The organism is Mucilaginibacter calamicampi, assembly GCF_042676765.1.
GTDB classification, from domain to species: domain Bacteria; phylum Bacteroidota; class Bacteroidia; order Sphingobacteriales; family Sphingobacteriaceae; genus Mucilaginibacter; species Mucilaginibacter calamicampi.
The window spans coordinates 108,744-131,673 of the sequence record NZ_JBHTHU010000009.1 but is presented as its reverse complement, the minus strand read 5'-3'; the positions used below and the strand labels follow the sequence as shown (position 1 = coordinate 131,673).

At 42.3% G+C, this 22,930-nt stretch carries 10 protein-coding genes; all 10 read right to left on the bottom strand.

Going from position 1 to position 22,930, the window contains the following annotated elements:
- Window positions 1-24: 24 nt before the first annotated feature.
- The 10 genes from ACFQZS_RS12630 to ACFQZS_RS12585 all read right to left on the bottom strand — a co-directional run bounded on the left by ACFQZS_RS12630 (window position 25) and on the right by ACFQZS_RS12585 (window position 22,927).
- Window positions 25-705, bottom strand: a complete 681-nt coding sequence (locus tag ACFQZS_RS12630; RefSeq protein ID WP_377100754.1) for a family 16 glycoside hydrolase — start codon at window positions 703-705, stop codon at window positions 25-27.
- Entirely contained in the window at window positions 706-3,075 is a 2,370-nt protein-coding gene (locus ACFQZS_RS12625) for an ABC transporter permease (RefSeq protein WP_377100752.1), read from the bottom strand.
- Between the two features lie 142 nt (window positions 3,076-3,217).
- On the bottom strand, window positions 3,218-5,620 hold the full coding sequence (locus tag ACFQZS_RS12620) for an ABC transporter permease (protein WP_377100750.1): 2,403 nt from the start codon (window positions 5,618-5,620) through the stop codon (window positions 3,218-3,220).
- 47 nt (window positions 5,621-5,667) lie between these two features.
- Window positions 5,668-8,025, bottom strand: a complete 2,358-nt coding sequence (locus ACFQZS_RS12615) for an ABC transporter permease (RefSeq protein WP_377100749.1) — start codon at window positions 8,023-8,025, stop codon at window positions 5,668-5,670.
- A 30-nt stretch (window positions 8,026-8,055) separates the two neighbouring features.
- Window positions 8,056-10,452, bottom strand: a complete 2,397-nt coding sequence (locus ACFQZS_RS12610) for an ABC transporter permease (protein WP_377100747.1) — start codon at window positions 10,450-10,452, stop codon at window positions 8,056-8,058.
- Window positions 10,453-10,522: 70 nt separating this feature from the next.
- On the bottom strand, window positions 10,523-12,949 hold the full coding sequence (locus ACFQZS_RS12605; protein WP_377100745.1) for an ABC transporter permease: 2,427 nt from the start codon (window positions 12,947-12,949) through the stop codon (window positions 10,523-10,525).
- Between the two features lie 54 nt (window positions 12,950-13,003).
- Window positions 13,004-15,430 carry an ABC transporter permease gene (locus tag ACFQZS_RS12600; protein ID WP_377100743.1) on the bottom strand — a complete coding sequence of 809 codons (2,427 nt, stop codon included), beginning with the start codon at window positions 15,428-15,430 and terminating at the stop codon, window positions 13,004-13,006.
- A gap of 54 nt (window positions 15,431-15,484) precedes the next feature.
- Window positions 15,485-17,839 (bottom strand): ABC transporter permease, encoded by a 2,355-nt coding sequence (locus ACFQZS_RS12595; RefSeq protein ID WP_377100741.1) that lies wholly within the window; start codon window positions 17,837-17,839, stop codon window positions 15,485-15,487.
- Between the two features lie 19 nt (window positions 17,840-17,858).
- Window positions 17,859-20,240, bottom strand: a complete 2,382-nt coding sequence (locus ACFQZS_RS12590; protein WP_377100739.1) for an FtsX-like permease family protein — start codon at window positions 20,238-20,240, stop codon at window positions 17,859-17,861.
- Window positions 20,241-20,506: 266 nt separating this feature from the next.
- Window positions 20,507-22,927: an ABC transporter permease gene (locus ACFQZS_RS12585; protein WP_377100737.1), complete on the bottom strand. Its 2,421-nt coding sequence runs from the start codon at window positions 22,925-22,927 to the stop codon at window positions 20,507-20,509.
- Window positions 22,928-22,930: the final 3 nt, after the last annotated feature.

Here is a 22,930-nt window from a genome sequence, read left to right as displayed (position 1 = left end):
AATTATTGATTGAGGGCCGTGAAGTTAGTTTTTATCTAAATAAGTGATTTTAAGGTTAGCAAAGTCCCCGTCTGAATTATTGCCAACCCACAGGCCCAGTATTCCGCTTTTACGATCGTTTAATTTTGTAACTACCAGGCTTGGTGCTGCGGCGCCGTTAACAAAAGTTTTTACAACAGGATAGTTGACTTCTATACGGACGTGAAACCATTGGTTAGGGTCAGGGACAAGCGCAAGGCCAGTTTCGTATTTGCCGTTAAACTTCTCGCGCAAAACTTGCCAGGGGTACTCCGGATGGGATGCATACTGAACTGAATGACTGCGCTTCACCGAATCCAGAGCTTCAAAATTGAAAGGCCGTAAGTAAATCACGTCGAAAGTTTTAGTGTCTTCCAAGCCGTGAAAAGCAACACCTAAAAAGCTTTGCTGTTCAACGTTTTTTCCTTTGATGTCCAGCTCAATAATTCCGTTTGAAAATTTGACCTCATTGAGCCACACTACTCCCTCGCCAGCAGAGGACGATATCCTGATACCATCTTGTTCTTTGCCGGCAAGTTGCGTAGCCTCTCTGTTTGTAGTAGACAATTTACCAGAGCTTAATAACCCGGAAAGATTGTAACTCACTGTTCGCTGTTGCGGAAACCCCAATCCGCAATTAACGATCATCACAAGAGTAACCAGCAGGTATTTTTTTATTCCTTTCATTTATTCGCTCTTTAAACTTTTAACCGGATTGGCCCATGCGGCCCTAACTGCCTGCCAGCTTACCGTAAGCAGGCAAAGCGCAATACTTATGCCCATAGTTGCTATAAATACCCATACACTCATAGCAGTATGATAGGTGTATTTGCTAAGCCATTTATCAATATTATACCAGCTTATTGCCGCCCCTATTGTAAACGAAATCAGCACCAGTTTAACAAACTCCTGCGACAACCTTGCCCATAAATGGATGGTGTTTGCCCCAAGCACTTTACGAATGCCTATTTCTTTACGGCGCTGCTCGGCAGAGAACGATGCCAGACCAAATAACCCCAGGCAGGATATAATTATAGCCAAAGCAGTAAAACAGGTAGCCATAGTACCCAGCAGCTTTTCGGTTTTAAATTTGCTGTCGAAGTTCTCGTCTGTAAACTTATATTCAAACGGATATTGCGGGTTGTACTTTTTATAGATAGCAGCTAATTTTGCAACACTTTCTGAAACAGGCCTGGCGGGATTGAGCTTTATAGCGATAGTACCGGCCCATTCTTTCATAAAGCCAATAATAGCCGGTTTAACAGGTTCGTACGGCGATCCCCAGACAAAGTCTTTTACTACACCAACTACCGTTCTATTAACACCCTGCCACTTTATTTGTGCACCTATAGGGTCTTTAAGCCGCATCATTTTAACGGCTGCCTCATTCAGCATTAATCCTACGGAATCAATTGGCTGGCTTTTATCAAAATCCCGACCTTTTACTACATCAAGGCCATAGGTATTTGTAAAATTATATGTTACCGCAATCTGGTCTATTGGCGTTTTTTCTTCTCCGGGACGTTGGCCGGGCCAGATCACGCCCCATGTACTGCCCGTACTGTTAGTAATACCCCCTGATGTTAGCGCGCCATCAACAATTACCCCGCTATTGATAGCTTCTCTGCGGAAGTCCTCAAACCTGTCGTACATTTTGCCCTCAATATCCATCTCTAGCACGCCGTTGCTATTATATCCAAGGGGCCTGTCTTTTATATAATTTATCTGTTTGTAAATAAACAAGCTCGATAAAATCAGACAGATGGCGAAGGTGAATTGAGTTACTACAAGCACTTGTCTGGGCTTAACTGTTGCCCGTGTTTCAATTAATTGCGCCTTCAGCACTTTTATGGGCTTAAATGAAGAAAGGAACAGGGCCGGATAACTACCGGCTACAAATCCTGTAAGTAGAGTAACGCCTAAAGCGCAAGCCCAGGCCCAAACATTTTTATAAGGCAGATCAAGCGTTGTGCCTATGATACTGCTAAACAACGGCAGCAATAATAACATAACCACAATTGCTAATGAGAACGCTACAAGGGCCATCAGCATTGATTCGCTTAAAAACTGCTTTACCAGGGCCAACCTACGCGCCCCGATGGCTTTGCGCACACCAACCTCGCGGGCGCGGCGCTCAGAACGGGCGGTAGAAAGATTCATGAAATTGATACAGGCGACCAATAAAATTCCGATAGCCAGGTAAAGAAACAGCTTAACCTCCTCAATTTTACCACCCACACTTATACCATTTTCAAAGGTTCCGTATAAATGCAGGCGCTGCCATGGGTAAAGAAACATTGCATGCTCTTTGTTGTCCGGATCATAGCGCTTCACTATGCCTGTCAATTTACTGTTAAAGGCGGCCACAGACACTCCGGGTTTTAACAAAGCAAAGGTTGCAAAGGTGTAATTACCCCAGCCCGCAGTTTTCACCCAGGGCTGCAAGGTAGTATAGGCATCCCAGGGGATAAGTGCCTTAAATGTGAAGTTTGAATTGGCAGGATGATCTTTTATCACAGCACTTACCTTCATGCCTGATTTAAAATTATTTACCCGGATAACTTTGCCAACAGGATCTGCGTTGCCGAACAAAGCTTTTGCTCCGGCCTGTGTTAGTATTATTGATGACGCATCTGCAAGTGCCTTGCGTTTATCTCCTTTAACAAAATCAAAAGTGAATACGTCCAGGGCTGCGGGATCCGCAGCCATAAAATTTAGCTTTATGTTAACATCGCCATAGCCTGTTAAAATATCATAGCCGTTGTTGGTGCGGGCTACCTTGTCAATTTCCGGATAGTCTTTCTGCAATGCTTCCGCCAGCGGGGCCGGTGTTTCGCCGCCCGTACCAATACCACCATCGCGGGGCTGATTGTGCATTACTTTATAAATCCTGCTGACATTTGCGTGCGCACCGTTGTAGGTAAACTCGCTATACACATATAACAGCAGCAAAAAACTCACTGCCATGCCAATAGCAAGGCCACCAATATTTATGGCGCTATACAGCTTGTTTCTAAGCAAATTGCGCCAGGCTGTTATAAAGTAATTCCTTATCATTAATAAGCGTTTTAACTTGTTAAGAAAATACTATACCAAAATATAAAATTCTTATTTACAGAAAGTTACAATTAAAACCCAGGAAAGGCACGTTCATAATTGTAACAGTGGTTGTTCGGTTATGATACAGTATTTATTCGCTTCATAAGCTTTTAACCGGATTGGCCATAGCTGCCTTAACTGCCTGATAACCTACTGTTATAAAGGCTATCAATATAGCCAGCACAGCGGCTATTACAAAAAGCCACCATTGTATATCAATACGGTAGGCAAAGCCCTGCAGCCACTTGCTCATTATCCACCATGCTATAGGCGAGGCAACTACAACGGCGATTAGTATCAGCTTTAAAAAGTCTTTGGATAGCATGGCGGTTATGCCTGCAACGCTTGCGCCTAATACTTTGCGTATACCTATTTCTTTGGTGCGCTGCACGGCAATTAATGATATCAAGCCTAAAATACCGAGGCAACTAATGGCAATGGCAACTATAGCGCTGGTGCTTATCAGCTTGTTCATCATTTCTTCCTTTTTGTAAAAGTCAGCCAGTTGTTCATCCAAAAAGCGGTATTCAAAAACATGATCGGGATAAACACCTTCCCATGCTTTTTGGATCCGTTGAATAGCTGATGAAGGGTTACCGGGGCCGATCTTTACTCCGGCGAAGTGATATTCTTTTCTGAACGGGGCAATATACTCAGGCGCTATAGGAACATACAATGATGTGGCATGAAAGTCCTTCACTACCCCCACAATTATCCCAGGCTCATTAGACAGATTACCCGCGGTAAACTTTCTGCCCAATACCTGTTGCGGATCTTTAACCCCTAATTGATGCATCATGGTTTCATTGATCAGGAATTCGCGGGCATCGTCGCTTTCGTTAAAACTTCGGCCGGCAGCTAAGCGCAAGCCGAACGTTTTAACATAATTGGCATCGCCGGTAACTTCATGCCCAACAAACTTTTCCCAATTGCGGGTATCATATTTAATTGATCCGCCTCTGCCCGATGTTGAAGAGGGGGCCATGTAACAAAACGAAACATTTTTTATGGCCGGGTCTGCCATTAATTGGTTGCGTAAATAGTCGGTTTTACTTTTTGCATTATCCGGAACGGGAAGCATTACGGTAGCGGTCTTATCAAACCCGAGGTCGGTTGTTTTAAGATACCTAACCTGCATGGTTATTAATATAGTACTCACTATAAGCACCTGCGCTATTACATTTTGAACAACAATAAGCCCCTTGCGGGTAAAAGCGCCGGTTTGCAGCTGAGTACTGATCTGATTTTTTAACGCGTTTACAGGTTTGAATCTGCTTAATATTAACGCCGGGTAAGCTCCGGCGGCAGGTATTACTACCATTAATATCAGCGTTATAAAAATGGCAAGTTTATAGTCTGTAAAAAAATTAAAGCTCAACTGTGTTTGGAGCCAGTTATTTATTGTAGGGCAGGCTACAGCAACCATAGCGAAAGCCAACAACACGGCAAAAATTACTATATAAGCTGTTTCGCAAATAAACTGTATAAATATTGCGCCGGGCGAGCTGCCCAAAACTTTACGCGTACCTATCTCTTTGGCCCTTTTAAAACTTTGCGCGGTAGCCATATTTACAAAGTTTACACAAGCAATGATGATAAGCAACAAGCCAATTATACCCAATGTGGTTAATAACGACCGCTGCATTACTCCTGCAAAGCGGCCATCAAAATGCATATCACTTAACGGAAGAAGCATAAAATGAAACGCTTGTGCCATATTTGCGCCCTGGGCCTTTATATTCAGTTGGGCAATGCTACGCTCAATTACTTGCGGATCAACGTCATCCTGTAAAGTAAGGTATACCGAATTGGTGCTGTTTATAAACGACCACTGCTGCTCTATCGCTTTCGCATACTCAGGGGTTATATTTTTTAAGCTTGATAAGGAAAGGAATAGATCTGATTTAATATCCGTATTAGCCGGATGATCTGCCACCACGCCGGTTACTGTAAAAGTATTCTTACTATCAACCCGGATAGTTTTGCCAACAACATCCTGGCTGTTAAAGTATTTTTGAGCCAGGCTGTGGCTTAGCACAACCGTGTTAGGCTGCGTAAGCGCGGTGTTTTTATTGCCTTGCTCCCATTGATAATCAAACAGTTTAAAAAACTGCCCGTCTGTTAAGCCGATGTTTTCATGTTCGGCAAATTTTTTCTTTTCTTTATTATCATCTCCCTCAATCACAACATTTATATTGTGCATACGCAGTAAAATACCGATATCCTTTATGCGGGGATCATTGGCTTTCAGGTCGCGTGCCAGGGCAAGTGGGGCTCCCTGATCATACATAGGCACCCCATCTTCAAAAGTAATTGAGTGGACAACCCTGTATATGTTTTTTGCTTCGCGATGATAAGTATCAAAGCTTAGATGGTAAGTAATAAACAAAAACAGGATAATGCTACAGCTAATGCTTAACGCCAACCCGAATATGTTTATAGATGTATAAAACTTATGTTTCCATAAGTTACGCCATGCTATTTTTATGTAGTTGTTTAACATAGGTAATGGTTCATGATGCCTTATCGACTCTTGGTTCTTGATTCCCCCTACTCGCTCCTTAAACTTTTAACCGGGTTTGTCAGCGCCGCTTTTATACTCTGAAAACTCACGGTTAATATCGCTATAAAAACTATTACACTACCCGAAAGCGCAAACATCCACCACGGCACGTTTGCTTTGTACGCGAAGTTTTGAAGCCAGTTATTGGTAACAAGCCATGCTATTGGCGAGGCGATTAAAAACGATACGATTATAAGTTGCAAAAACTCTGATGAAAGCAACCTGAATACTGAGCTAACGCTGGCGCCGAGCACTTTTCTGATACTTATTTCCTTACTGCGTTGCTCGGCAACAAAAATGGATAAACCTAATAGCCCCATGCACGAAATAAAAATTGCCAAAACCGCGCTGCAATTAGATAGCTTGCTTACCAATTGCTCGCTTTTATACAAATTGTTGTATTCCTGGTCTGCAAATGAATAGCTGAATGTATAATTAGGATTTATTTTTTTAGATAAGGTTTGCAACCCCATAATTGCCTGCTGCGTTTTACCGGGGCTAACGCGTACCAGGATGGTTCCCCATCTCTGGTTGTCTGCCAGTCGGATAATTAATGGCTCTATAGTTTGGTGCATAGAGTTAAAATGGAAGTCCTTTAGCAGGCCAACTATCTTTCCCTGTTTGCCCCTAAACCAAAGTGGCATTCCAACCGGGTTGTTATAACCTATTTTTTTTGCTGCCGCTTCGTTTAACAGAAAGTTAGCAGAATCGGCAAATTCTTTCGAGAGATCGCGTCCGGCAGCCAGCTCTAATTTCATGGTTTGCACAAAATCATAATCAACCACAGCATCGTTGAGTGAAACCTCTGCTTTTGCATCTTTACCTGTCCAGCCAAAGTCTCCGGTAGAATGGCCTATAACAGTAGGCGACTCCTTCATTTTAGTGATGGCTTGAATACCGGGTATCTTTTGCGCTTCATCTTTAAATACGGAATAGCTTTTTACCAGATCGCCCTCAAAAGGAATAAAAACCAAATTCTCGCGATCATAACCAAGATTTTTTGCCTGCACGTATTGCATCTGCCGATAGATGACCACAGTGCCTATCAGCAACATTATTGTTAAAGCAAACTGAAACACCACAAGCCCTTTTCTAAAATACGCGGCACTGCTGCTAAATGTAAGCTTACCTTTTAAAGTACGGATGGGGTTAAGTGATGCCAGGAAAAATGCCGGATAACACCCGGCCACAAGCGCCGTGAGCGCAAACATGCCAACCACGATCATCCAAAAGTTGAGGCTTAAAATTGGAATGGTTAGCTGCTTTGCGGTAAGGGCGTTAAACGCCGGTAACAACAACACTATTAACGCCATTGCTACACCAACAGCAATTAAAGTAAGTAACACGGCTTCAGATAAAAATTGCGCTACCAGCGCTAACCGTTGCGCACCAATAACTTTTCGCACGCCAACCTCTTTAGCGCGTTTAGTTGAACGCGCGGTGGCAAGATTCATAAAGTTGATGCAGGCTATCAACAAAATAAAGACTGCAACTATTCCAAAAAGCCGCACATATTCAATACGACCTCCATCGATCTCTCCATTTTTAAAGTTGGAGTGCAGATACCGTTCAGCGTAAGGCTGAAGCGCCAACTGGATGTTTGCTTCGGGAAGATGCTGACGGATGAAATTTTTTATCTTGCCGTTTACTTTTTCAGCATCGGCATTCGCGTTTAATTGTATAAATGTTGCGGGGCTTGTGCTTTGCCAGCCGTTTGCCCATGATGCATTGTCAGCAACAAATGCCGTCCAGCTCCTTAAAAATTCAAATTGTTGCGACGAATTAGCCGGAACATTTTCAAAAACGGCGGTAACCTGCAGGTTATCTGCATTTTCATAACGTATTATTTTGCCCATGGCGTTCTCCGGCGAACCGAAAAAAAGTTCTGCCATTTTGCGCGAAATAGCAATATCATTAGCGTTCACAAGCGCGGTCTCTGTCTTACCCTGTAACAACTTGTAACTAAACATCCTGAAAAAATCCTGACCGGCATAAGTTCCGTCTTGCTTAATAACTTTTTTCCCAGCTTCAAAAGTGCGCGGAAAGTTTTGCTCCATACCGGTTGCATACCTAATTTCGGGGATGTTCTTTTTCAGCTCGTTAGCCAATAAACCTTGCGTTAGATAACTTGCTTCAACCTTGCCTTCGTTAGTTTTCCGTTCGTACACCTGGTATAAATGATCAACGTTGGTATGGAAACCGTCAACGCTTCGCTCGTCCTGTATCCAAAGCATTATCATCAGGCTGCAGGCAAGGCCAACAGAAAGACCTGTTATGTTGATAAACGCATTTGCCTTATGCTTAATAAGGTTGCGCCATGCTACTATTATGTAATTTCTTAACATATTTTTAGGTTTTAAATAATAAGTAATAGCCTACTCGCTCCTTAAACTCTTAACCGGATTAGCCAGCGCGGCCTTAATTGCATTATAACTTATAGTAATCACTGAAACAACTACAGCAATTATTGCAGCCAGTAAAAACACCCACCACGGCACTGCAATACGGTAAACAAAGCCTTGCAACCATGTATTCATAGCCCACCATGCAACAGGCGACGCGATGATAATGGCCAGTATAACCAGCTTTAAAAAATCTGCGGATAATAAATTGTTGATGGATGTGGTACTGGCCCCTAACACCTTACGGATACCGATCTCCCTAATACGCTGGTGAATGGTGAATGCTGTTAGCCCGAACAGCCCAAGCACCGCCAATGCTATAGCTGTACAGGTAAAAAAAGTAAATATGGAGGCCAGCCTGTCTTCTGCATGGTATTGCGCTTTAAAGTCTTCGTCTAAAAAGGTAAACTCAAAGGGAGCTTCCTTGTCGTAATTAAGAAAATTTGCTTTTATACCCTCTAAAAGCGACCGCATGTTTGTATTCGGTTTTACCTTCACAAAGGCATACCCGCCAGACCCACCCCAGCCTTTTACATCTTTGGGTAGCATTAAAAACGCCAATGGCTTAATCGCTTCTTCCATAGACTGGTAAGTAAAGTCTTTTACTACTCCCTCAACCATTTTATCAGTTTGCCACATCTTAACTTTTTTTCCTACCGGATTTGGCCCCAGTTTTAACTGTGCCGCTGCTGTTTCATTAATAATAACGCCGTTATAACCGGTCAGCTTATCCATACCCTCGGGCTTGTGTTTCCAGCCAACATTAAGTACCGAAAAAAACTCTTCGTCAACCTGCATATCATTCACAGTCAATGTTTCGTCTGAGTTAGGTACGGGCGCTATAGAAGAATCATAATACTTACTGTAAATTGGAAGACGTGCTGTAGCCACCTCTTTCACTCCGGCAAGCAATTGCACATCATGTTTAAAAGCCTGGTAATTGTCTCCAAATGTGGGCGGGATCTCGATGGATATAACATTTTCCCGGTCAATACCGGTGTCTTTAGTAGTCAGAAAAAACAACTGTCTGTCTATAACTACCCCGCAAATAATCAACGCCACGGCTATGGTAAATTGCAGAGTAGTAAAAACTTTACGCACTATGTATCCGCCAGATCGCCTGTCGCTGCTGCCCTTTAATGAAACCACGGGCTTTAGCGAGGAAAGTATGAATGAGGGGTAAACACCCGCTAACAAAACTGTTATTAGAAACAGCGCTAAAACAGCATAGGTAAGCTGCGAAGTATAAAAGAAAGACATATCGATATTTAACTGTAGCCGCGCAATAAACCAGGCTGCGGTTAACGAGCAAAGCACATAAGCCAATACAAATGCCAAGAGTGTATACAATGCCGATTCGAGGTAAAACTGCACAAACAGGCCTTTTCGTGAAGCGCCGGTTATTTTGCGTACGCCAATTTCTTTAGATCTTAAAGTGGCACGCGCGGTAGAAAGGCTGATATAATTTACCAGGGCAAGCAACAATATCAATGCTGCTACAAAAGGAAATATCTTTAAGTATTTAACTGCCGAGTCATTAAAATCAGGATTCAAGTGCAGATCAGGTAAAGCAGATAGCATTACACGGGCTTTTTTTGTTGGTTCTTTCTTTTCAGCCAGCACTTGTAGTGATTGCCTGAATCGGGCCGTATCAGCGTCCGGCGTTAACACAAAGTATGTTTTAAATGATCCCTCTCCAAAGCTTTGCTCATCTTCAAACACGCTCGACCTTTTGCCCATTGATCTTAAACTTTCAGTAGACGCTATAAAATCATATAAAATGCTGGAGTTAGAGGGTGCATTTTGTACTATCCCAGTAACGGTATAAGTGTAAGCTGAGTCTATTTTTATTTTTACGGTTTTGCCAATAGCATCATCATTACCAAAATATTTTTTGGCTGTGTTTTCTGTAAGCACTATGGTAAATGGTTGACTAAGCGCCGTTTGCTCATTCCCTTTTAATAGCTTGAACGAAAAAAAATTAAAGAAATCTTTTTCACCGAACAGCACTTCATTCTCCGAAAATTTAACCGCTGTGTTTAGCGGGTTTTCTACTATAAGAGGAGCATAGTGCTTGTATGTGCGGGCATAATTTTCAACCTCGTTATCAAGCTGTTTTGCTAAGGGCGCCGTAGCATAAGTAAACGTGCTCGGGCGCCTGGTAAGGCTGCCATATTGAAGACTCTGCCTTATTGTATATATATTTTTCGCGTTTTTATGGAAACTGTCAAAACTCATCTCGTGGTCCACATACAGCATTATCATAATGCAAACCGCCAATCCAACAGTCAAACCCGATATAGTAATAAGGCTATATAATCGTTGTTTAACAAGATTTCGCCACGCTATTTTTATATAGTTTTTTAACATAATCCCTGGTTTATCGTTAATAGTTCATCCTATTTATCTTCATTTCCGGCTCTTGCTTCTTGACTTTAAACTATTCGCTCCTCAGGCTCTTAACCGGGTTTGCCAGCGCGGCCTTTATCGATTGAAAGCTAATTGTGGCAAAAGCTATTAAAGCAGCTCCAATTCCGGCTGTCAATAGCATCCACCAGGTTATTGTGGTTTTATATGCAAAACCCTGTAGCCATTTGTTCATAAATAGCCATGCCAGGGGCGCTGCTATTATAATGGCTATTAACACCAGCAGCAAAAAGTCCTTTGTAAGCATACCTACAATTGCTGATATATTAGCGCCTAAAACTTTTCGTATACCAATCTCTTTGGTGCGCTGCTCTGCAGCATACGCCGCAAGGCCGAACAACCCCAGGCAGGCCACTACTATAGCAAGCGAAGTGAACGCGATGGATATTTTACCCATACGTTGCTCTGCAAAATAAATGTGGTTAAAATCATCATCCATATAAGAAAAATCAAACTGTACATTTGGCGACAAGGCTGCCCATTTTGACGCAATTTGGGCACGGGTGGCGGCAACATCATTAGCATTAAAACGAACACTCATAGAATAGGTCTCGTCGGCTGCGCGGAGTAAGAGGGGACTTACACTCTCTTTTAATGACCTAAAATTGAAATTTTTGATAACTCCAATTATGTTATAATGTCTTACGTTGTTTGCATCATTACCCCCGGGGTTATATAACTTTTTACCTACCGGATCCTGATAACCCAATAGCTGCGCTGCCGCTTCATTGATAATTATCGCATCCGAATCCGTTTTCATATCTTTTGAAAAATTTCGGCCGGCTTTTAATTTTATACCGAGTGTAGGCAGGTAATCTTCGTCTACACTCCATATTGATGTATTCAGCGCCTGTTTAGCATCCATTGTAGACTCTTTAAAAAAGGATGTTGTGTTGTCAGAAGTCGCCGTTGGCAGAAAACTGGTTAGCGTAACGCTTTTTACACCCGCCAGTTGCTCAACATCATGCTTAAATGTTTTAGCTTTTGTAACCCCAAGGCTGCCAACCTGGTGCACAACTATTACTTGTTCGCGATCATAACCTACATCCTTGTTCTGAATGTATTTAAGCTGACTGTAAATAACAATGGTGGCAGTAATAAGAAAAATAGATATAGAAAACTGAAAAACCACCAGCGAGCTACGCAACCGCCCGCCCTTAAAACCTGCGGCCAGCTTCCCTTTTAGTACTTCTATAGGTTGAAAGCCGGAAAGGAAAAGCGCGGGATAAGAACCCGCCAGGCAACCTACAACAACTATGAACGCCAACAAAACCGGTAATAACCAGGCTATAATTTGAGGTGTTACAGTTAGCTCTTTGCCAGACATTTGATTAAAAACCGGCAAAAATGCCCATGCCACAAATACGGCTATTAAGGCACCAGCTAAGGTTACCACAATTGACTCCGTAAGAAACTGTGCAATAAGATACTTGCGCGGCGAACCCAATACCTTCCGAACGCCAACCTCGCGTGCACGGTTTGATGACCGGGCGGTTGAAAGATTCATGAAGTTAACGCATGCGATGAGCAATATAAATAAAGCAATAGCCGAAAAAATATACACAACGGTAATATTACCTGGCTGGCCCAGGCTGCCTTTTATACTTGAATTGAAGTGTATATCTGTTAGCGGTGTTAAACTCCACCGAAAATAACTGCCAGATGCCTCCAGTTTGGAAAACGTCATGTGTATAACCGTTTGGAGTTCGGGCTCTGCATTCTTCGTCAGAAAGGCCGACATTTTAGGTTCGAACTTTGTAACGTCCGTGCCTGGTTTGATCAGAATGTAAGTATGAAAATTGTTGGTGAACCAGCTTTCGTTCCGGCTTTGTCCATTGTCCGCCATAGGCAGGAAAAAGTCGAAATCCAAATGCGACTGTTTGGGGATATTCCTTATTACACCGGTTACTTTATAAAACGCGGTATCGTTAAGTGTTAAAACTTTACCAACGGCATTTACGCTATTGAAGTACTTCTGAGCCGTTTTTTCGGTAATTACAACAGAATGTGTTGCTTTCAAAGCTATTGACGGCTGCCCCTCTACCATGGGTAAAGTAAACACATCAAAAAGGGTGGAGTCTGCATAAGCAATTTTCACTTCAGGGATATTCTGATTCTCCTTTTTTACCCACTGCTTTCCGCCTGATAGAATTCTGGCAACCTGTTTAACCTCTGCAAAATTTGTTTTTAATGCGGCTGCGGCTATGGCGGGCGTTGTTGCATAGCTGCCTTCGGTGCCGCCAAATTTCATATCATTATTCACCCGGTAAATCCTATCGGCGTTAACGTTGTATCTGTCGTAACTCAGTTCGTCAAAAACGTAAAATACAATAAGCAAACAGGTGGCCAACCCCAATGCCAGGCCAAAAACATTTATTGCGGTAAAGCCTTTGCTTTTTAAAAGCGTGCGAAAAGCAATTTTTATGTAATTCTTTATCATGATTCCTGATTTATGGTTTTGGTTCATTTATCATCTTAATTCTTGCTTCTAAACCTATTCGCTCCTCAAACTCTTAACCGGGTTAGCCAGTGCGGCTTTAATTGATTGAAAGCTAATAGTGGCAAAGGCAATCAAAGTAGCTCCAAAGCCGGCCGCTAAAAGCATCCACCAGGATATTGCCGTTTTATATGCAAAACCCTGCAGCCATTTATTCATAAAAAGCCATGCTAAAGGCGACGCAATAACTATTGCGATTAAAACCAGCAAAAGGAAATCTTTTGTGAGCATACCTACAATTGTTGACAGGCTTGCAACCAAAACCTTGCGTATGCCTATCTCTTTGGTACGCTGTTCAGCCGCGTAAGCGGCCAGACCAAACAGCCCCAGGCAAGCCACCACTATAGCAAGCGATGTGAACGCTACGGATATTTTGCCCATGCGTTGCTCCGCAAAATACAGGCGGTTAAAATCATCATCCATATAGGAATAATCGAATTGCACATTGGGTGAAAATGCGCTCCATTTTGACGCTATCTGCGCGCGGGTAGTGGTTATATCGGCAGAATTGACACGAACACTGAGCGAATACCACTCGTCTGCTGCCTCGAGAATCATGGGGCTTACACTTTGCTTAAGGGATTTAAAATTGAAGTTTTTAATTAGCCCGATAATGTGAAGCGATTGAGTCAATTTTTTTTCTCCGTCTTGTATGGAGTACAATGTTTTACCAACCGGATCCTTATAACCCAGTACTGCCGCTGCGGCTTCATTGATAATTATCGCGTTCGAGTCCGTCTTCATGTCCTCAGAAAAATTGCGGCCGGCCTTTAATTGTATTCCAAGCGTAGGCAGGTAATCTTTATCTACAGCCCACACTGAAGTTTGCAGGGCCTGCCTGGCATCCAAAGTGGCATCCTTAAACAGCGATGTGGTGTTATCAGAACTGGCTGTAGGTAAAAAAGCGGTTAGCGTAGCGCTTTTCACACCAGCCAGTTGTTCCACCTCATGTTTAAGCATTTTTGCCTTTTCCCTGCCAAGGCTACCGGTTTGGTGCACAATCATTACTTGCTCGCGGCTGTAGCCGATATCTTTGTTTTGAATATACTTAAGCTGGCTATAAATAACTATAGTGGCGGTAATGAGAAAGATGGATATCGCAAACTGAAAAACCACCAGCGAGCTGCGCAACTTACCACCTTTAAAGCCTGCGGCCAGCTTTCCTTTTAACACTTCAATAGGTTGAAAACCTGAAAGGAACAAGGCGGGGTATGATCCGGCAATGAATCCCACTACAATAATAAATACGAGTAATAGCGGCAACAGCCCGGCAACCACCTGCGGTGTTACTGTTAACTCTTTTCCAGACATTTGATTAAAAACCGGTAAAAATATCCATGCCGCAAATACTGCTATCATCGCACCTGCAAATGTTACCAATACCGATTCTGTAAGAAACTGGATTACCAGGTATTTACGCGGCGAGCCTAACACCTTACGTACACCAACCTCGCGCGCCCGGCTTGACGACTGCGCTGTGGAAAGATTCATGAAATTAACGCAGGCTATGAGTAATATGAATAGCGCTATTGCCGAAAAAATGTAGATTATGGTAATATTACCAGGTTCGCCCAAGCTTTCTTTGATGGTTGAGTTAAAGTGGATCTGTGTTAGCGGAGTTAAACTTAACCTGAAATAACTCCCGGACTGTTCCAGCTTTGCAAACGTCATCTCCAAAATGCGTTGTAACTGCGGTTCTGCTTTGTCCTTTAGAAAGGCCGGCATTTTTGCCTCAAACTTCTTAACATCAGTGCCCGGCTTAAACAATACATAAGTGTGAAAGCTGTTATTGAACCATGCTGTCTCTCTACTCCTTTCAAAGTCTATCATGGGTAAAAAGAAGTCGTAATTAAAATGCGACTGTTGGGGTACATTCTTTATTACGCCGGTTACTTTATAAAACGCAGTATCATTAAATGTTAAAACCTTTCCGAGGGCATTGATGGTGTTAAAGTATTTTTGTGCTGCTTTTTCTGTAATTACAATAGAATGTGTTCCCTTTAACGCTGTAGCAGGTTGTCCTTCTATCATAGGCAAGGTAAATACATTAAAAACAGTTGGGTCGGCGTAAACAATTTGTATTTCCGGGATATTCTGATTCTTCTTTCTTATCCACATTTTGCCACCATACTTAAGTCTTACTACTTCCTCAACTTCCGGAAAACTGCTTTTTAATTCTTGTGCGGCTACCGCGGGAGTTGTTGCATAGCTGCCTTCGTTACCACCAAATTTGATATCATTATTCATCCTGTATATCCTATCGGCGTTGACGTTATATTTATCATAACTTAACTCGTCAAACACATAAAATACAATAAGCAAACAGGTAGCAAGCCCTAAAGCCAGCCCAAACACATTTATGGCCGTAAATACCTTGCTTTTTAAAAGCGTGCGAAAAGCAATTTTTATGTAGTTGTTTATCATGATTGCTGGCTTATGGTTGATGGTTCATTTGTAATCTTAATTCTTGCTTCTAAACTATTCGCTCCTCAAACTCTTAACAGGGTTTGCCAAAGCTGCTCTAACAGCGTTATAACTAACTGTAAGCAATGATGTAATAACTGCAATAGCCGCTGCCATTATAAATACCCACCAGGGTACTGCAATACGATAGGCAAATTTTTGCAGCCAGTTGTGCATTGCCCACCATGCAATTGGCGATGCTATTATTACAGACAGCACAACCAGCTTTAGAAAATCTATTGACAGTAATGTATTTATAGAGGTAATACTTGCACCCAAAACTTTGCGTATGCCTATCTCCTTAACCCGCTGCTCAATGGTAAATGCTGCCAGCCCAAATAAACCCAGCGTTGCCAGTATTATAGCGATGCAAGTAAACAAGCTGAATATGGATGCCAGCCGATCTTCGGTTTTGTATTGCGCATTAAAATCATCATCTAAAAACGAGTAATTAAAAGGCGTTTCCGCATCATACTTATCGTAAAGTTTCTTTATGCTGTTAATAAAAGTGGGGATGTTGGTGTGCGGTTTAATTTTAATATAAAGATTAAAACCAAAGGCATTCCAACTTGATGCCGTATCTGGTTTAACGGCAACTGCCATAGGCTGTATGTTAGTTGCCAGCGAAAGCGAGTTAAAGTTTTTTAGTACACCGCCAACGGTGTAGCTCATACCCTTGGTTCCAATTACAGTTCCAACCGGGTTTGGATCCAGATGTAGCTTATTAATAGCTTCCTCATTGATAAAAAGCTCGTTATTATCTGCTTTATTAAACGTGGCGGGCTTATGCTTCCATTTTAAGTTTAACAGCCGCATAAACTGGCTGTCCACCTCCATATAGTTTACAAAATTGGTTTCCTTACTCACCATGTCATCCAACATGAGCATATTAAAACCCGGATCATAAACGTTACGCTGCGAGGTTGCCACCATATCATTGCCAACCAGCGCTTTAACATCCTGATTAAAGGCCCTATAGTTTTCACCGAAGCTGGCTCGCCCGGGTACTATCAGCACATTTTCGCGGTTTAAACCTGTATCAGCATGCCTGAAAAAATAGAGCTGCCGGTCTATAGTTATCCCGCAGATAATAAGCGCAACGGCTATGGTAAATTGCAGGGTTGTGAACACTTTACGCACCACCACGCCGCCGTTGCTTTTACCCGTTTTTCCCTTTAGCGTGCTTGCCGGTTTAAATGCCGAAAGCACCAGCGCAGGATAACTACCTGCTGTTATTATGGTACCAACAAGCAAAATCAACAACAGCGTTAAAACCTTAGGATTGAACAAAAATGAATCGTCTATTTTAAGCTGCAATACGTTTAAAAACCAGGGTTTAAACAAGTAGAATAATACATAAGCCAATGCAAAAGACAGGAGCGTGAAAAGGGCCGACTCAACAAAAAACTGAATGGCTATAGTTTTTCGGCTCGCGCCGGCTACTTTTCGCACGCCTACCTCTTTTGCACGTAAAGTTGCTTTAGCGGTAGCAAGGCTCATATAATTAACCAGGGCAAGCAATAATATTAAAGCCGCAACAAGGGGGAAAATTTTTAGAAAACCTCCTGTTGCACCAGCGCCAAAAACGCCTTTAAGATGCGTATCAATTAAAGGGGCAAGCGCGAATTTTGCTTTTTCGTCTTTTTTATAAGTTGACTGTACGCTGCGTGCTACTGTACTGCTGTCGGCTGCATGTTTTAACCTTAGGTAGGTTGTGCCATTAATTCTATAGTTGCCATACTCCTCCAGCTTTAGCAAGGTGCTGCCCGAAGCGATAAAATTAAAACTAATGCTGGAGTTAGATGGGTTATTTTCGGCAACGCCGGTGACGTGGTAGGTATGAGAACTGTTTGTTCTGATTGCAATTGTTTTACCCACGGGGTTATCCTGGCCAAAATATTTTTTAGCCATATCTTTTGATAGTACTACCGAAAAAGGATCTTTAAGTGCTGTAGCAGCGTTGCCGGATAACAGCCTGAATGAAAAGAAACTAAAAAAATTATCCCCGGTAAATATTAAATTATCCTCTTCAAATTTAGCCGCGGGCGATGATGGCAAACTTACAATGACCTTTTTGTGGTTGTGCACACCAATGTAGTCGTCTACTTTCGGTTGAGTTTTCTTAATGTCCTCTCCCGCATTATACAGTTGAAAATCCATTCGATTTTCGCCCATTTGAGTTATGTTATGCGATGTAAAAATACGGTCGGCATTTTTATGGAAACTATCGTAACTTCTCTCATGAGCTACATACAGCAATATGGTTATGCAAACAGCCAAGCCAACGGCCAGGCCAGATATGGTTATAACACTGTATAACCGCTGTTTAACCAGGTTACGCCACGCGATTTTTAAATAGTTCTTTATCATTTTATTATGGCTTATGGTATTATTCGCTCTTTAAACTCTTAACCGGGTTAACGGTTGCTGCCTTTATTGCTTGAAAACTGATAGTAATAATGGTGATGATTAATGCCAATGCAGCCGATAGCACGAACACACCCGGCCCTATGCTGATGCGGTAATCATAATTCTGTAACCAGTTGTGTAAAAAGTAATAAGCTACAGGCGATGCTATCAGGCAGCTTATCAATACCACCTTTATAAAATCAGTAGACAACAACACCCATATTTGCGCAACCGAAGCTCCCAATACTTTTCGCACCCCTATTTCTTTGGTACGTTGCTCTGCTACATATGATGCCATACCAAATAAGCCCAGGCAACTTATCAAAATGGCCAACCCGGTAAAACACCACGCCAGCTTACTTATGCGCTCTTCGTTGCCAAACTTCATGTTATAATCCTCATCAATAAAGCTGAACTCAAACGGTTGATCAGGATTGTTCTTTTTAAACACGCCCGCAATGGCTGCAATGGCTTGGGATGTGTTGCTTCTGCGTCCGAGTTTTAACAGCACAACCGCGCCGGCATAGGTTGACAGGCCGTATACCGCCGGGCGTGGGCGCCCATAAGGCGACTGCATAACATCCTTGATAACGCCAACTACAGTGTACTTCTGGTCAAACCATTTGATGGTTTCGCCAATAGGATTTTTAAGGTTCATGAACGCTACCGCTGCCTCATTGACAATAATGTTACTTGAATCTGCGGGAAAGCGAGGTGAAAAGTCGCGCCCTTTTACAAACTGCCAGCCAACTGTGTTACCATAATCATAAGAAACTTCCGTCACAGCAAAATCTACACTCATTGCCGGGTCCTTACCCGCCCACTCAATCCCGCTGGTGCTTGACCATATCTCTGTTGGCGGTGCGCTGGCTTCGGCTACCGATGTAACAGCACCGGTTTGCAGCAATTGGTTTTTCACCACATCCATATGTTTGTGAACATCATTGGTAAGCATTGGCACGCAAACCAATCCATCACTGCTAAAGCCAATGGCACGGTCTTTTGCAAACTGTATTTGCTTATAAACTATTATAGTACCGATTATTAGGGTGATTGATACCACAAACTGCACTGTTACCAATACTTTGCGTGGCATTGCAGCCAATTTACCCACCCTGAAAGAGTTTTTTAGCGCGTTTACCGGCTTGAAAGAGGAAAGATAAAAAGCAGGATAGCTACCCGCAATAAGGCTGGTTACAATACAAAATACCGAAAGCATCAACCAAAAAACAGGATTGGCCCACATAATATGCATGTCCTTATCGGCAAGTTGGTTAAAGTAGGGCAGGCTGAGCAGCACAAATAGCAACGCTATACCAAATGCTATACAAACCACCAAAACAGATTCGCTTAAAAACTGGTAAACAAGTTGTTTACGCATAGAACCGATTGCTTTACGTATGCCTACTTCGCGCGCTCGTTTCTCTGACCGGGCGGTACTCAAATTCATAAAATTTATGCAGGCTAACAGCAGCACAAACAGGCCAATTATACCAAACATCCATACGTATTGAATGCGCCCGCCCACATATACGCCATTTTTAAAATCACTATATAGATGCCACCTGCTCATTGGATACAAAAACAAGGCGGGCTTTTTTTTCGCCAAAACCTTACTTACTTTGTTAAGTTTTGCATCCTTTATTTTCAATGATACATCGGCAGGGTTAGCACCGTCGGCCAATTGGGTATATATCGCGAATGCATTCGGTCTCCACGGGTCCTCGGCATGCTTAACCCAATCATTGTTATTATAAAAAAGATCCCAGGCGGCAATAAATTTAGTATTGGCAAAGCTGGAATTCATCGGGATATCATCGTACACACCCGTTATTGTGGCGTTTATCCGGTTATCAATCTTCATTACTTTATTGATAGGATCGTCACTTCCAAAGTAAGCGCCAGCTGTAGTTTTTGAAATTAATATTGCTGTTGGATCATTGAAACTATTACTTCCGCCTTTTAACATTTTCAGCGTAAGCATATCTGTTACATGCGGCTCAAAATAGCCGCCGCGGGTAGTAAGTTTTTTATCTCCAAATGTTAATATATGGTTGGTAATATCGGCTGCCATTACCACATATTTAAAATCGCTGCCGTAGCTTTTACGCAACTCGGCCGCTAGCGGGAATGGTACATTTTGCCAGGTTTGAACCTCGTTATTATTGGTTACATTTTGCCATACCTGGGCAATACGGTCGTAATTACCATGTGTTTTATTAAAACTCAGCTCATCCCACATCCAAAGCCCTATCAATACCGCCACAGCCATCCCAGCCGATAATCCGATAACATTAATAAAGGAATTAACCTTACTACGATAAAGGTTTCTCCAGGCGATCTTTAAATAATTCTTTATCATGTTGTACGTTTTAGGTTGTACGTTTTACGCTTTATTTTTTACTCGCTTCTTCGTGGCTCAAGCACTCATCTTGCTTCCTGACTCTTGCGTCTTAATTCTAATTAAGCCCCGCTGCGAGGGGCCGGTCAGAGCCCCCGCAACACCTTCGGGCCAATCGTATTGTGTATTTTAGTTCCCTTTACTTTCCCTGCCAACTGGCGGGGAGAGTAAAGGATTTGTTATTCTTAGCATCAAAGCAAACTGCCAACTCTAAACCGGCGACTAATTTATTCGCTTCTTAAACTTTTAACCGGGTTGGTTAACGTGGCTTTAATGGTTTGAAAGCTAACTGTTAACAATGTTATTACCATAGATCCACCAATAGCAATGGCAAACACCCACCAACTTATTGGCGTGCGGTACTCATAATTTTGTAACCAATTATGTAAAAAATAATACGCAACAGGTGTCGCTATTAAACTTGCAACCATTACCAACACAACAAATTCTTTAGATAACATTTTCCAGAGGGTATATAAGGTTGCTCCCAATACCTTGCGAATGCCAATTTCTTTTGTTCGTTTTTCGGCAACAAAGGAGGCTAACCCAAACAAACCCAGACAGGAAATAAAAATGGCCAGCGCGGCAAAAAAAGAAGCAATTTTGCCAATTCTTTCCTCCGCGGCAAATTTTCGCGCATACTCTGTATCAACAAATTTGTAGTCGAATGGAACCGACGGAACCAGTTTTTTGAAAATTGATTCTGTTTTGGCAACAGCCTCGCCGGGACTCATTTTAGGGTTTATGCGTATGTGTATGTAGGAGTTCGCCTCGTCAAAATTGACCAGGTACATGGTTTGCTTTACAGGATCGTAAGGCGATTCCATCACCATATCTTTAATAACGCCAATAATTCTGAAAGGATAATTACCCCACCTGATCACTTCGCCTACAGGGTTTTTAAGTTCCATGTATTTCACTGCAGCCTCATTAACAACAATACTATGTACCGTGCTGCTATCGCTGGCCCTGCTTATAGAATCGCTTGTAAAAGCTGTTGAATAATCCCTTCCTGCCGCGAAATCCCATCCCACGGTTTTACCATAATCATGCGTTATCCAAATTGTACCAAAACCCTCTACTTTGTCGGGGCTTTTATTTGGCCAGATAACGCCATCGTTGTTAGACCATATAGCCGTTGTAGGACTTGAAGTTCTTGATATCTCAGTGGCAACACCTGCATTCTTTAACTCCCTTGCCAGCACATTATACCTTTGAAACAGATCTGGCGATTTAATTTGAATCGCCATTAATCCTTCTCTACTGTAGCCCACCGGCCTGGCCTTAGCGTATTGAATTTGGCGGCTAACAATGATAGTCCCGATAATTAGTACCACCGAAACTGTAAATTGAAGCACTACCAACACCCTGCGCGGCAAACTTGCAAAACGCCCCGCACGTAATGTTCCTTTTAATACCTGAACAGGGTTAAAAGAAGATAAATAAAAGGCAGGATAACTTCCGGAAACCAAACCGGTAAATACAATAAAAACCAGGCTTATGATCCAGAAATAGCCATTGCTCCAAACCATGCTCATCTCTTTGTCAGACACCCCGTTAAACCATGGCAACAATGCAATAACCAATAGTATTGCTAAAATGAAAGCTATAAAAACAATAAGAAAGGATTCACATAAAAACTGTTTGATCAATTGGCTGCGCATTGAACCTATTGCTTTACGCACCCCCACTTCTCTTGCACGTTTTTCGCTGTGCGCGGTGCTTAAATTCATAAAATTAATGCAGGCCAGCAGCAATACAAAAACACATATAATTCCAAACATCCAGACATATTGAATGCGCCCTCCTGTATTAATACCGTTTTTCCATTCAGAGTATAAATGCCACCTGCTCATGGGATTGAGGAATACCTGAAAATTAAATTTTCTATCCTCGGCGCTAACATTGTCCTGTTTAGCATTTTTTATCATCGCAGATACACCATCAAATGTAGTATTAGGCTGCAACTGCACATACATCAAAAAAGAACTGTTGCCCCATTGGTCTTTTGCAGCATCCATCCATTTATTGTTTGCCATTAACAGGTCCCATGTAGAAAGAAATTGGAGATTTTGAAACTCTTCAACATTAGCGGGCAGGTCTTGATAAACTCCCGTTACTTTCACATCCATTTGGTTATCTATCCGTAATGTTTTATCAACCGGGTTTTCATCACCAAACAGTGCCGTTGCTGTTGACGAAGACAACATGATAGAATGTGGATCCTTCAATCCCGTCCATGATCCTTTCACCATTTGTAACGTTAGCATTTCCGGCGCGCCCGGCTGCATGAACCGGCCCGCCTGCGAGATCTTTTTATCGCCGACAGATAAGATATGCCCTTCCGTCCAACGAGACATTACTATATTTTTGAAAGAACTTCCGTATTTATTGCGCAATTCAAACTCAAGCGGGCGGGGTAGTGAAAAGTCGGTAAAGCTTTGTCCGTTAGAATTCCGATTCATCATCACCTTCGCAATGCGATCATAATTTTTATGGTATTTATTAAACGAGAGTTCATCATAAATCCACAAACCAATTAACAAGGCTACAGCCATACCAACTGCAAGCCCGCCAATGTTTAAGGCAGAGTAACCCTTGTTTTTTAACAGGTTACGCCAGGCTATTTTTATATAGTTCTTTATCATGAT